Origin of the sequence: Mycoplasmoides fastidiosum, from assembly GCF_024498275.1 — a bacterium.
Classification (GTDB): domain Bacteria; phylum Bacillota_I; class Bacilli_A; order Mycoplasmatales; family Mycoplasmoidaceae; genus Mycoplasma_N; species Mycoplasma_N fastidiosum.
In genome coordinates this window covers 685,033-699,132 of record NZ_CP101809.1, presented here as the reverse complement: position 1 = coordinate 699,132, position 14,100 = coordinate 685,033, and the positions used below count along the sequence as shown (strand labels likewise).

General features: G+C 33.7%; 8 protein-coding genes and 3 rRNA genes. 8 read left to right on the top strand and 3 right to left on the bottom strand.

Annotated elements, in window-relative coordinates; translation table 4 throughout:
- The first annotated feature begins 1 nt into the window (after nucleotide 1).
- The 5 genes from mutM to NPA10_RS02280 all read left to right on the top strand — a co-directional run bounded on the left by mutM (nucleotide 2) and on the right by NPA10_RS02280 (nucleotide 7,722).
- A complete protein-coding gene (gene mutM / locus NPA10_RS02300) occupies nucleotides 2–859 on the top strand; it encodes a DNA-formamidopyrimidine glycosylase (RefSeq protein WP_256547108.1) in 858 nt (285 codons plus the stop codon).
- 552 nt (nucleotides 860–1,411) lie between these two features.
- Nucleotides 1,412–2,923 (top strand): 16S ribosomal RNA (locus NPA10_RS02295).
- 349 nt (nucleotides 2,924–3,272) lie between these two features.
- Nucleotides 3,273–6,193, top strand: a 23S ribosomal RNA gene (locus NPA10_RS02290).
- A gap of 113 nt (nucleotides 6,194–6,306) precedes the next feature.
- A 5S ribosomal RNA gene (rrf, locus tag NPA10_RS02285) occupies nucleotides 6,307–6,398 on the top strand.
- Together the 16S, 23S and 5S rRNA genes form the textbook arrangement of a ribosomal RNA operon.
- A 304-nt stretch (nucleotides 6,399–6,702) precedes the next feature.
- Entirely contained in the window at nucleotides 6,703–7,722 is a 1,020-nt protein-coding gene (locus NPA10_RS02280) for a hypothetical protein (RefSeq protein ID WP_256547107.1), read from the top strand.
- Here NPA10_RS02280 and NPA10_RS02275 read toward each other — a convergent pair.
- Genes NPA10_RS02275 through NPA10_RS02265 form a run of 3 tightly spaced genes read right to left on the bottom strand, consistent with a single transcriptional unit; the run spans nucleotide 7,700 to nucleotide 11,134 of the window.
- Nucleotides 7,700–8,644 carry an alpha/beta fold hydrolase gene (locus NPA10_RS02275; RefSeq protein WP_256547106.1) on the bottom strand — a complete coding sequence of 315 codons (945 nt, stop codon included), beginning with the start codon at nucleotides 8,642–8,644 and terminating at the stop codon, nucleotides 7,700–7,702. The two genes, NPA10_RS02280 and NPA10_RS02275, sit on opposite strands and share 23 nt — an antisense overlap.
- 1 nt (nucleotide 8,645) lies before the next feature.
- Entirely contained in the window at nucleotides 8,646–10,460 is a 1,815-nt protein-coding gene (uvrC, locus tag NPA10_RS02270; protein ID WP_256547105.1) for an excinuclease ABC subunit UvrC, read from the bottom strand.
- Nucleotides 10,460–11,134, bottom strand: coding sequence for a hypothetical protein (locus tag NPA10_RS02265; RefSeq protein ID WP_256547104.1), 675 nt, complete (start codon nucleotides 11,132–11,134; stop codon nucleotides 10,460–10,462). The genes uvrC and NPA10_RS02265 overlap by 1 nt, the downstream gene beginning before the upstream one ends.
- A 223-nt stretch (nucleotides 11,135–11,357) precedes the next feature.
- On the opposite strand from NPA10_RS02265, the gene fba reads away from it, so the two are divergent.
- The 3 genes from fba to NPA10_RS02250 all read left to right on the top strand — a co-directional run bounded on the left by fba (nucleotide 11,358) and on the right by NPA10_RS02250 (nucleotide 14,017).
- Complete coding sequence (gene fba / locus NPA10_RS02260; protein ID WP_256547865.1) at nucleotides 11,358–12,224, top strand: class II fructose-1,6-bisphosphate aldolase; 867 nt, start codon at nucleotides 11,358–11,360, stop codon at nucleotides 12,222–12,224.
- Between the two features lie 70 nt (nucleotides 12,225–12,294).
- Nucleotides 12,295–13,179, top strand: coding sequence for a hypothetical protein (locus NPA10_RS02255; protein WP_256547103.1), 885 nt, complete (start codon nucleotides 12,295–12,297; stop codon nucleotides 13,177–13,179).
- Nucleotides 13,180–13,201: 22 nt separating this feature from the next.
- Nucleotides 13,202–14,017 (top strand): Cof-type HAD-IIB family hydrolase, encoded by an 816-nt coding sequence (locus NPA10_RS02250; protein ID WP_256547102.1) that lies wholly within the window; start codon nucleotides 13,202–13,204, stop codon nucleotides 14,015–14,017.
- Nucleotides 14,018–14,100 lie beyond the last annotated feature (83 nt).

Genomic DNA, 14,100 nt, shown 5'->3' with positions numbered 1-14,100 from the left:
CATGCCAGAACTACCAGAAGTCCAAACTTTTATCAACCATTTAAAACCTTTAGTGACCAATCACTTAATTATTGGAGTTGAAGTCAATAATGACAAAATCCTGAAAAATACCACTGCAGAAGCGTTACATGCAGCTTTGGTGGGGCAACAATTCACTAATTTAACCCGAATTGGTAAATATCTAATCTTTCATTTAAATTCTGATCAAGTCCTAGTTTTACACTTACGGATGGAAGGGAAACCTTATTATCAGCATAAAAATGATCCGTATGAATACCAACATGTTCTGTTTCGCATTAAATTTAGTAATGATCACGAACTTCGTTATCATGATACTCGTCGGTTTGGAACTGTACACTTATTTAATGCTGCTGATTTTTTGGAACAAAAAGAATTAGCTAAACTGGGTTGAGATCCAATTGATCCCCGCTTTAATGTCGATTATGTGAAAAAGCAATTATTAACTTCGCCTAATCGGGTTATTAAAACAACTTTATTGGATCAAACTAAAATTTCAGGAATCGGTAATATTTACGCGGATGAAATTTTATTTGCAGCCCAAATCCACCCCTTAACTTTAGTGAAAAATTTATCAGATCGCGATTTTGCTGCAATTACTACTGCAGCAACCGCAATCATTAAAACGGCAATTAAACACCATGGCACCACAATTTTAAGCTTTAAATATAAACACGGGGAAATGGGTCAGTTCCAAAATAAACTAAAAGTACACACTTTAAAAGGTTTAGCTTGTCAGATTTGTAATACAACAATTATCAAAACCAAAGTCAATGGCAGAGGAACTTATTTATGTCCCGAATGCCAGATAATTAAAGAACCTTCAACAAAGAAAAAATAAGGAGTTAATTTTAATGCCCCAACCCATTTTAATTTTGGCTAAAAAAGCATTTTAATTGCTTTTTTAGCTTGATTTTGAGTTAAATTAGAACTAAAAAAGGCCTTAAAAACAGCAAAAAAGCCCGAAAAAGCAGGGTTTTCAAACAAATTACTAAAAAATTTTAAAAAAAATAAAAAAAATTAATTTTTTTGTATTTTTCCGAAGTTTTATGTATAATTTATCCCAGTTTATGTAACAGAATGTGCATAAGTAACAGCAGCTAAATTAATTTAGTTCGACCAAATATTTTTTAAAATTCAATTCTTGTTATTTTTCAAAATATTCAAAGAAAAGAATTTTCTTTTTTGGTTATTTTTTAGTTAATTTTCTTAAATTTTTAAATTTTTGAAAAATTAATTAATTTTTTGTAAAAAATTTATTTTTTTATGTATAATTAATTCCTGTTGTGTTAAAACATTTAGAAATTAACATAAACTTTTTCGCAAATAATTAGTAAGATTTTTAATCATATTAATTAGTAAGCTTTTTGAAATCTGAAGACTATCCGTTAATTTTTTTGAGAGTTTGATCCTGGCTCAGGATTAACGCTGGCGGCATGCCTAATACATGCAAGTTGAACGAGAGTAGCAATATTCTAGTAGCGAACGGGTGAGTAACACGTATCCAACCTACCCTTATGTAAAGAATAACTAGATGAAAATCTAGCTAATACTTTATAGGAGCATTTAACATAAGTTTTTTGTTTTAAAGGCGCGTTTGCGTCGCTTAAGGATGGGGGTGCGGTGCATTAGATAGTTGGCGGGGTAATGGCCCACCAAGTCGATGATGCATAGCTGTACTGAGAGGTAGAACAGCCACAATGGGACTGAGACACGGCCCATATTCCTACGGGAAGCAGCAGTAGGGAATTTTCCACAATGGGCGAAAGCCTGATGGAGCAATGCCGCGTGAGTGATGACGGCCCTTTGGGTTGTAAAACTCTTTTATTAGGAAAAAATGAACAGAAGAGGAAATGCTTCTGTTTTGATTGTACCTTTTGAATAAGCAACGGCTAACTATGTGCCAGCAGCCGCGGTAATACATAGGTTGCAAGCGTTATCCGGATTTATTGGGCGTAAAGCAAGCGCAGGTTGATTAACAAGTCTGGTGTGAAAGGCAGTAGCTTAACTATTGTTTGCATTAGAAACTGTTAATCTAGAATACAGTAGGGAGTTCTGGAATTCAATGTGGAGCGGTGAAATGCGTAGATATATTGAAGAACACCAGTGGCGAAGGCGAGAACTTGGGCTGTTATTGACGCTTAGGCTTGAAAGTGTGGGGAGCAAATAGGATTAGATACCCTAGTAGTCCACACTGTAAACGATGGATATTAGTTGTTGGGACTAGAGTCTCGGTGACGCAGCTAACGCATTAAATATCCCGCCTGGGTAGTACACTCGCAAGAGTGAAACTCAAAGGAATTGACGGGGACCTGCACAAGTGGTGGAGCATGTTGCTTAATTCGACAATACACGAAAAACCTTACCCAGGTTTGACATCCCTTGCAAAGCTATGGAAACATAGTGGAGGCTATCAAGGTGACAGGTGGTGCATGGTTGTCGTCAGCTCGTGTCGTGAGATGTTTGGTTAAGTCCCGCAACGAGCGCAACCCCTGTCTGTAGTTAAGTATCTACAGAGACTGAAGCGAAAGCTATAGGAAGGTGGGGATGACGTCAAATCATCATGCCCCTTATGCCTGGGGCTGCAAACGTGCTACAATGGTTGGTACAAAGTGGGCGATACAGCGATGTAAAGCTTAATCACAAAAGCCAATCTCAGTTCGGATTGAAGGCTGCAACTCGCCTTCATGAAGTTGGAATCACTAGTAATCGCGTGTCAGCTATATCGCGGTGAATACGTTCTCAGGTCTTGTACACACCGCCCGTCAAACTACGAGAGGTAAGTATATCTAAAACCGCAAAATTAACCTGCAAAGTGGAATATGCGTCTAGGATAGATTTGCTGATTGGAGTTAAGTCGTAACAAGGTACCCCTACGAGAACGTGGGGGTGGATCACCTCCTTTCTTTGGAATCGATAATTAAATGACTTTTTAGTTGTTTAATCTTTTGACATTACAATTTAATAAATAGTGTACTTTTTTTAACAAATCTTGATAATTATGGGTTAGTGAATAGATGAAAATCTGATTGAGCTAACTTTTTTAATGTTTACAAACGTAATATTAATGTTATTGAGTCGGATAGTCTTCAGATTTGAGAAAGCTTTTGCGATTCTCACGTGCTTGCTTTTTGACAACTGAAAACAGACAATCTTTCTGATCTATAATCAAATATTGTAAAATGTTTGGTTTGTAGTGATGATTAAAACCGAGTAATTAACTAATTAAAATTTTTATTAGATCAATACAAACGTTATAAATTAATAAGAGTTAGTGGTGGATTTCTTGGGAATGGAAGGCGATGAAGGACGTGTTAATCTGCGATAAGTGTTGGGGAGCTGATAAAAAGCGATTGATCCAGCAATTTCCGAATGGGGAAACCCAATAGTCAGAGATGACTATTATTATTAACTGAATACATAGGTTATTAAAGCGATACCTTGCGAAGTGAAACATCTCAGTAGCAAGAGGAAAAGAAAACGAAGTGATTTCCTAAGTAGCGGCGAGCGAACCGGGAACAGGCCAAACCGAAATTTATTTCGGGGTTGTAGGACACCAGAACGGACTTAAAATTGATAGCAGAAGTTGTTGGGAAGCAACGCCATAGCGGGTGATAGCCCCGTATGCGAAATCTTTTTTATACCAAGGTGGATCCTGAGTAGGGCGGGGCACGTGGAATCCTGTCTGAATCTGCCCAGACCATTGGGTAAGCCTAAATACTAACCATTCTCCGATAGTGAACCAGTACCGTGAGGGAAAGATGAAAAGAACCCAGAGATGGGAGTGAAATAGACCATGAAACCATTAACTTACAAAGAGTCAGAGCCCGTTAATGGGTGATGGCGTGCGTTTTGAAGTATGAGCCGGCGAGTTATTGTAGCATGCAAGGTTAAGCTGTAGAAGCGGAGCCGTAGCGAAAGCGAATCTGAACAGGGTGTTTAGTATGTTGCAATAGACCCGAAACGGGGTGATCTAACCATGGGCAGGTTGAAGTTTGGGTAATACCAAATGGAGGACCGAACCGACTTTCGTTGAAATGACAGCGGATGACCTGTGGTTAGGGGTGAAATTCCAATCGAACTCCGTGATAGCTGGTTCTCGTCGAAATAGTTCTAGGACTAGCGTTGAATTATTTGGGTTGGTGGGGGTAAAGCTCTGAATTCATGATGGCGCGGCCTTCGTGTACTGAATGAAATTAAACTATGAATACCATCAATCCTATTTCAGCAGTCAGACAGTGGGGGATAAGCTTCATTGTCACAAGGGAAAGAGCCCAGATCGTCGAATAAGGTCCCCAAGTTAAGCTAAGTGGAGAAGGATGTTGGAAAACACAAACAGCTAGAATGTTGGCTTAGAAGCAGCCATCGTTTAAAGAGTGCGTAACAGCTCACTAGTCGAGTTTTCCTGCGCCGAAGGTGTAACGGGGCTAAGCTTAACACCGAATTCGCGGGTTATGTAGCAATACATAGCGGTAGACGAGTGTTGTATACTGGGACGAAGCATGAGTGTGAACACATGTGGACTGTATACAAGTAAGAATGCCGGCGTGAGTAACGTATGAAAGTGAAAATCTTTCTAGCCGTATTGACCAAGGTTTCCTGGGGCAGGGTCATCCGCCCAGGGTGAGTCGGATCCTAAGGCGAGGCCGAAAGGCGTAGTCGATGGACAATGAGTTAAAATTCTTATACTAACATAGTTGGTGATGGAGTGACAGAAGAGGTTAGCACAAGCAGATTATTGGATTTCTGTTTAAATATTTAGTGCATAAAGTAGGCAAATCCGCTTTATTTCAAACCGAAAAGCATGATGTATGAATACGAGCGAAAGCTTCGGCAAGTAGCGAAGTTGTGTGACACCAAATTCTCAAGAAAAGCTTCTAAACTTAACAATTATGTTATCCGTACCGAGAACGAACACACGTGGTCAAGGAGAATATCCTAAGGCTATCGAGTTAATTACAGCTAAGGAACTCTGCAAATTGATCCCGTAAGTTAGCGATAAGGGATGCCTACAGTAATGTAGGCCACAGTAAAGAGCGAGGGGGGACTGTTTATCAAAAACACAGCTTTATGCTAAGGCGCAAGCCGATGTATATGAGGTGACACCTGCCCAGTGCCAGAAGGTCAATGAAGGGGGTTAGCAGCAATGCGAAGCTCTTAACTTAAGCCCTGGTGAACGGCGGCCGTAACTATAACGGTCCTAAGGTAGCGAAATGCCTTGTCGGGTAAATTCCGTCCCGCTTGAATGGTGTAACCATCTCTTGACTGTCTCGGCTGTAAGCTCGGTGAAATCCTGGTGAGAGTGAAGACACTCTCTAGCCACTACGGGACGGAAAGACCCCATGAAGCTTTACTGTAGCTTAATATTGAAAACGTCCATTGGATGTAGAGAATAAGTGGGAGACTATGAGATTATGCCGCTAGGTGTAATGGAGTCACCAATGGAATACCACTCTTCTTTTGTATTTTTTCTAACCCATGCTGGTAATCACGGCAGGAGAAAGTGTTAGGTGGGCAGTTTGACTGGGGCGGTCGCCTCCCAAAAAGTAACGGAGGCGCGCAAAGGTACCTTCAACACGGTTGGAAATCGTGTTTTGAGTGTAATGGTATAAGGGTGCTTGACTGTGAGACTTACACGTCGAACAGGTAGGAAACTAGGTCATAGTGATCCGGTGGTTCGGAATGGAACGGCCATCGCTCAACGGATAAAAGCTACTCTGGGGATAACAGGCTGATAGTGTCCAAGAGTTCATATCGACGACACTGTTTGGCACCTCGATGTCGACTCATCTCATCCTGGAGCTGAAGCAGGTTCCAAGGGTTCGGCTGTTCGCCGATTAAAGAGATACGTGAGTTGGGTTCAAACCGTCGTGAGACAGGTTGGTCCCTATCTATAGTGGCTGTAGGAAGATTGCGAAGATTTGACCCTAGTACGAGAGGACCGGGTTGAACATACCTCTAGTGTACCAGTTGTCACGCCCGTGGCACGGCTGGGTAGCTATGTATGGCATAGATAAACGCTGAAAGCATCTAAGTGTGAAACTAACTTCTAAAATAATCTTCCCACCTCGCAAGAGGGTAAGAATCGTTGTCGATAACAACGTTGATAGGTTGTAAGTGTAAGTGCAGTAATGTATTGAGCTGAACAATACTAATAATTCGAGGATTTATAACCAATAATTTGGATTGATGAACAAAATAGATTTTTTAATTTTGTGAAAACTCGGTGGCAATCATCACCATCAAAAAAGATTTGTCTGTAATCAGTTGCCAGAAAGCAAGCAAGCGTGCGGTGACGATACGATGCTGGAAACACCTATTCCCATCCCGAACATAGCAGTTAAGCAGCATTGGGTTATCATTGGATAATATCGCCGCGCAAAAATAAAAACCCCTTCAGAAAAAAATTCTGAAGGGGTTTTTTGTCGTTTATTAACCATATTTTTGTGATTTTTCATCACAAAAATATGGGGTTTTAAGAACTTATGATTATTTTTGTATACCAGATTTTTGTTAAAAAAAGAGTAAAAAAAGTTACCATTTTTGGGTTCTAAACTAAAAAATGGTCTTTTTTATTTGTAAATTTTGTTAAATTTTTGCTTAAACTATAAACCAAGGATCTAAATGCTAAAGCATTTAATCGTATTAAAAAATTATAATTATTAATCAGATATTTATCCAACTATGAAGGACATTTATATCTTAAATAAAAATAAAATTGATTTTGATCAAGTAATTGAAATTAAGCAATTTAACGAATTTGAAACTATTTTTCGTAAATGAAGTAAAAAAATTGAAACAAACAATTTTTTAGTGGATGCTGAATACTTATATTGCAAAATTCTTGAAGAATTGGAAACTAAATCATTACTAAAAGCTGCAATGACTTATATTCGTAGTCATTATTCAGTTGTTACTGAATTGAATCAAGAATTTCAGATTTCTAAAACCCAAATTCAACAAGCCCAAGATTTACTGATTATTCGTGATTTAATCGCCACACATGATATTGTGGTTAATGAAAATAAACTAAATTTAGTTACTGATATGATTAGTGAATTTGACTTAGTTTGTTTGCAATCTAGTATGTTAGAAAAACAATTTCAACAGTTTCTTCTTGCTAAATTCAAGTATAAGTTTAATTACATCAGTTTAATTAATTACTTAATGTATAAGGATTTATCTTCTGTGCCTGATGATGTAGATCTTAGTGGAGTGGGTTATTGACGTTCAGTTGAATGGTGATTTGAACGTTACAACATTAATTTTTTAGGCAAAAAATTCACCCCTAATTTTCTAACTTCATTATGAGAATATGCCCGAAATTACTGAATTGTGCCTCACAAATTGGACTGAATCATTAATCATGATTGAATAATTGATTTAAAACGAGTTAAAGAACTACACAATCCTGAATTAATTGATTGTGATCCGATAATGATTTTGGGTTATTTAAGAGAAAAATTACGAGAAAAATTAAAATTTCTTAACTTAGAAATTTATCGGGAAAAATTTATCAAAAACTTTGATACTTATTTAACAAATAAAAAAATGCCTTATAAACAAATTGTGCGATCCGCAATTGTTGATGTTATTAAAAAACAAATGTTTTATGATTTGTTAAAACCAGAAAATTTTGGTTTGGTAATAAACCAATCAGAACATCCTGCCAATCAAATGCTTAGTGAAGAAATTGATACTTAGTTAATTGAAAATCTTGTTTTGGATCAGCCATAAATTGGTGAACTGCTGTAAAAAAATTATCAAAATCAGATCAAAACGGAATATGAGCACCACTATCTAAAATGATATGGTTGATATGAAGAAAATTTTGATTTAAAAACTCTTTAACGTCGTTTTGAGGGGTTAAAAAATCATAATGTTTACCCGAAATATATAAAACTGGCATTTTGCGTAATTGGGGTTGTGACATTAAAGCAATTTTTAATTTGATACTGTTTTTTTTAGAAAATAAATCACGAATTAATAAGTAAACCCAAGGAGACACTAGTTGCCGAAACTTGCGCTTTTCTTGTCAAAATCCGCCATTAATTTCCGCAAAATGATGATAATGAGCAATTAAATTACGAAATTGTTGTTTCAGCTTTTTATGTTCAACCTTAATATTGAAAGCGGGATTGGGTTTGCTTCCATGAATTAGTTGATGAAATATTTCCTTGATTCAATGTTTGAAGTTTATCAATCATTTTCGTAAAGTTCGGTAGGTTATTCCAACTCGTTCAGTTTTAAATGCCAAAGCAGGTGTAGCTGGAGAAATTAAAATAATATTTCGAATTCGGTGACTAATTTTTGTAATTAAAGTTAACGAAATGGCTCCTCCCATCGAATGTCCCATTAAAGTAATATTTGTTAAATTACGTTCAACAATAAATTGAGCGATTTGTTCGGCAAAATAATCAATTGTTAATTTAATCTTTTTTCATTCAATTTGCTCATCATGATTAGGTAAATCAACTGAATAATAATCATGTTCAGTAATTTTTTCAGCAAATTGAGTCATGTTTGAACTATTACCCACTAATCCATGAATAAAAAAAATTGGATTAGCTGCGGCCTGATTATTTTTAAATTTAAAACGGAATTTATTACGGTCAATAACAATCATTTTAACGATTCATCTTTTTGGTTAATTGCGCTTGAAGTGCGGTTTGTTGCTTCATGAATTCTTCTAATTTCGCTTCTAATTCAATAGCAACTTGTTGGGGAATTATTTGAGCTAATTCTTCGATTGGTACTTTTTGTAATTGACGTACTGTTTCATATTTTTCCAATAAAAGTTTAATTTTTTTAGGACCTAAACCTTTAACACTTTCTAATACACTTTGAAATTGTGACTTAATATTACGGTTTTTGAAAAAAGTAATAGCAAATCGATGGGTTTCATCTTGAATAGTAGTTAAATAATGCAAAAGATTAGGGTCACTAATTTTTAGTTCCTGATCCTGATAGATTAAAGCTCTAGTTCGGTGTTTTTTATCTTTCACTAAACTAGCAGTAGCGAAATTTAAACCTAAATTTTTTAAACAATTATTTAACAAATTTAAGTGAGTTTGTCCTCCATCAACAATCACTAAATCAGGTAAAACTCAATTTCGATCCAATAATCTCGTATAACGCCGATAAATTACTTCTTTCATGTAATCTAAATCAGAATTACCTTCAGCTTCTTTAATAATGAATTTTCGATATTGTTTTTTGTTAGCAATTCCGTTTTCATATACAACCATAGCGCCAACTGGATTAGTTCCAAAAAATTGACTAATATCAAAAATTTCAATTCGCTCCAATTTAGCTAGTCCTAACAGTTCTTTAAGTTGGTTATTAACTTGTTTTCGAGAATTTTCTCGACCATAATTTTTTAAATTATGTTTTTGTAAATTGAATTCAGCATTGTGCATGGCTGTGGTCATTAAATCCAAAAACTGTCCCTTCAAAGGTGTGATAAATTTAATTTTTAAATGTTGTTCTAATAATTTGATTTTCTCATCAATGAAGGATAAATAAACTTTGAAATTACTTTTTTGAGTTTTATAAAACTCATAAAGAAAATAGTTAAATGTTTCTCGCCAATCATCTAAGTAATGTAAAACTTTCTCAGTTTTAGAAATTAATTTTTGATCAATTCAGGTAAAAATATTGATGGCAACAAAATTCTCATCAACTTTAAAACCAATGATATCAATTTTACTTTGATTAACTTGAACATATTTATTTTGGTTAATTTCGTTTAATGCTTTTCTTAAATTTAAAAATTTTTGTGCATCTTCAAATTCAAAATTATTTTTATGATACAGTTCTTGATTTTCTAAATAATTAATTAAAGGTTTGGATTTACCTTGCAAAATATTATTAATTAAATTAACAATACTTTTAAAATCTTGTTGATTACTTTTTAAAATAGGAATTTGGATTCGTTTGAGAATCTCACAATTAAAACATTCCTTATTTCATTTGTGTTTACAATCTTGAATCGGTAAAATTTTTTTTAATAAATTATACAATTCTCAAGGTCGAGTCCCACTAACTGCAAAAGGCCCAAAATACTTTCCAGTTAAATGTGTAATTTTATTTTTAGTATAAAACAACCGGGGTTTAGGTTCATTAGTCAAAAATAAGTAAGGATATAAATTATTTTCCCGCAATAAAATATTATATTTAGGTTGATGTTTGTTGATTAGTGTTGATTCTAGAATTAAAGCTTCATTTTCTGATTTAACTACGATGTAGTCTAAATCATAAATTTCACTCACCATTTTTTGAGTGCGCAAATTATTAGAACCCGTAAAATAAGAATGGGTACGATTAAATAAATTTTTGGCTTTACCAATGTAAATGATTTCGTTATTTAAGTTTTTTCACAAATAGCAACCAGGTTTTTTGGGAACAATTGCCATTTTTTGTTCAAAAAATTCTGCGGGCATTAAATATCATATCCTTCAGATTGAATAATTCGGTCTAAGGAAATATATACAACTTCGGGAGCGATTGTTTCCAATGAAAAAGCTAAATCTTCAAATTCAAAATAAACATTATTAAAATTAAGTTTTAGTTGTTTTAATTCATTAAACCGAAAAACTAAGTACATCGTTTTACTAGCTAAAATTAACCGTTTGTTAGTGATGAATAAATTACAACCCAACTTATCAACGTCAAATTGCGAAAAATGACTTTGAAAAATTAAGTCGGCATAAAAAAAATAATTAGCTTCTTTTTTACTCATTGGAAAATCAGGATTTAATGATTTCAGTTTTCGTGTGATAGTGAACACAATCATGTTTAAACGCTCAAAATAATAGTGTTCTAAAAATCCAAATTTATTCTCAATTTCTAAAAAATCAACCAATTTTTGATAGTCTTTTAAATAATCATAATTATATTTTTCATTATTATTGGTTCAGGTGTATAACAGGGAAAAAAGATAAATTTCTAAATATTCTAATTGAGAGGTATTAACCATATCGTATATGCTACGAATATAAATTTTAGTGAAATTATTTTCGTTGTAAAATGGTTTAATTTGTTCAACAAATTGCTGGTATTCTTTTTCCAATCGTGGTTCTACAATTCGTAAAAAAGGCTTATCACCGATTAACATTTTTGTCTCTTTTATCCTCACCCATTTTGTAATTTTTGCCCCAAAAAATAAACCATTTTTTGTTCTTTTAATATAATATAATACTATTTATGAGATTTTAAATCATAAAAATTAATATTAATTATAAGAAAGTCTAATTACTTTCTTACTGTAATATCTTGCAAATTTTTATTAAATTTTCCTTAGAAGGAAGAAACGATAGATGAGTCAAATATTTAATTCTTTACTAGTTAATGCCACTGAAATGACTAAAAAGGCTTATGAAAATAAGTATGCCATTCCACACATTAACATTAATAATTTAGAGTGGGCTAAAACGGTCTTACTTACAGCTGATCGAGCTCGATCTCCAATTATCATTGCTACTTCAGCTGGTGCCATCAAGTATATGGGTGGTTATCAAACTGTGGTACGAATGGTTACTGGCTTAATTGAAGATCTAAAAATCAGCATTCCAGTTGCTTTACATTTGGATCATGGTACATATGATGCTTGTAAATTGGCTTTAGCAGCTGGATTTTCTTCCATCATGTTTGATGGATCACATTTAGATTTTGCTGATAATTTGGAAAAAGCCAAAGAAATTGTTGCCCAAGCACAATCTATGAATGTTTCTGTGGAAGTTGAAGTGGGAACTATTGGTGGAGAAGAAGATGGGGTTTCTGCTGATGGTGAATTAGCTGATTTAAACCAATGTGTGGAAATTGGCAAATTAAATATCTCCATGTTGGCTGCGGGAATTGGAAATATTCACGGGGTTTATCCACAAGGATGAAGTGGTTTAAACTTTGAAGTTTTATCCGAAATTTCTCAAGCAGTCCAAAAACCAATGGTTTTACATGGAGGTTCAGGAATTCCTGATAATCAAATCAAAAAAGCAATTAGTTTAGGAATTGCTAAAATTAATGTAAATACTGAATTGCAATTAGCTTTTGCTGATGCAGTTTCTAAATATGTCATTTCTGGTAAAGCGAATGATATGGTAAAAAAAGGCTTTGATCCGCGTAAATTACTCAATGATGGAATCATTGCTATGGAAAAAGTCATTTTAGATAAAATTAAATTATTCGGATCAGCAAACAAAGCTTAATTTTCTTATTGTCATACCTTTAAAAATAATCACAACCATTCAAATCATTGAAGACTACTTAAAATTCATGATGAAACTTAAAAAAGACAAATTAGATTATGAAAGTGGTTTTAACCCAAATTCTGATCAGGCTCGTACTGGTCTTTTTTCAAGAAAACCAAAATTAGATTTTTCATTTGATCTTGATAATGAAATTTTAACTTATTCTAATTGTTCTGATAGTAAGAATAAGATTGATGAAATTGATTATGAAACCCGTTATTTCATTACTTATGTTTTATTAAAGATTCAGAATGGAGATTGAAAAATTGATGAAAGTATTGCTTCAGAAAAAACACTAGCAAATAAATTAGATATGGCAAAATCTAAATGCCATTTTTTATTAAATTACTTTCAGAATGCTAAAATTTTACACTCGGTTCCGTTCAAATCTTGAGTTGTACAAGATTATTTATCTAATGGTAGTGTTTTAAGTTTTTGCCACCATTTTGATCAACCGTTTGATTTTCGGATTTCAATTAGTCAAAAATGATTACAAGATCCAGTTGATTTAGAGTTTGATGATCAAATTTTTTGCAGTTTATTACAACCTGAAACAGATTTTGATATCAACAATTTATTTTGTTGTAAAAAAGTTTTTTATGCCAATAAAGCTTCATTGAAGTCTTGTGTGCAAAAAATTGGAATTGTCAGACCACATTTCTTTAATTGAGATGTCGAATTAATTCGAAACGATATTCTAAAATTTTTAGCGGTTAATGGTCATGCTGTTTTTCGTCGGGTACGTAAAATTATTTTATGTAACCACAAATCTAAATTTCAAGAATGCGATGCAATCATTGAAATTTTTGAACTAATTTATAATCAAAAAAATGAATTAGTGATGGTGATTAAAGAATCACATACTCGCTTTAGTACAATTAATAACTTAATATTTAATGAAGGTGTTTACTAATCTGGTAAACAAGGTATTTTTTATGTTAAAAAATATTAAATATATTTATTTTGATCTTGATGGCACTATTTTGGACAAAAATAAGACATTAAGATTTAATTTAATTCAAAAAATTATTGAAATTCGAAATAAATATAATATCAAATTTGGTCTGGCAACTGGACGTCATTATGCGATGGTTAAATATGTTGCAGCTAAAATTTTGCCCGAATTACCAACAATTACTAACAATGGTGCTAGTATTTCTTATTCGGATGTCAAACACATTGATTTAGCTGTTTTATCACCTTTAGCTGTTGCGGGATTAGTCACCTTCTTACAAGCTTCTCGTTGTGATTTCTTTATTTACACCTCCCAAAGAATTTACACTAACAACCAAAAAAACTGGCGAATTCGTCAATTAACTGAAAGCGCGATTAAAAATAATTTAGGACCGCTAATGTGGAAATATTATCCTTTAGATCATGAATTAATTTCTCGAGAAAATGTTCTAAAAATTTTAAATTGTACTCCAGCTAAAAACCAAGACATTAGTAGTTATGTTCAAGAACATTTGCCCTATGTTGAATCAACTTCTTCTGAAGCAGACTTATTAGACTTGTATAATTCATCAGCTGACAAATTCTATTGCATTAAATACATCATGGAAGAGATGGATGCTGACATGGATGAGTTATTATATTTTGGCGACAACAACAACGATTATTTGTGTTTAAAAGAAATTAAACACAGTGTTTATGTTGGTAAAACCAACCCCAACTTATCTGCTGTTGCAACTTATGTGACTGATTCAGCTGATCAAGATGGTGTCTTAAAATTTTTAGAAGAACACTTTTAAGATCACCAACCACTCGTGACTTTCATAAAAAAACCATTCCAAAATTGGAATGGTTTTTTATTTTAAAATAAATAATTAAATTT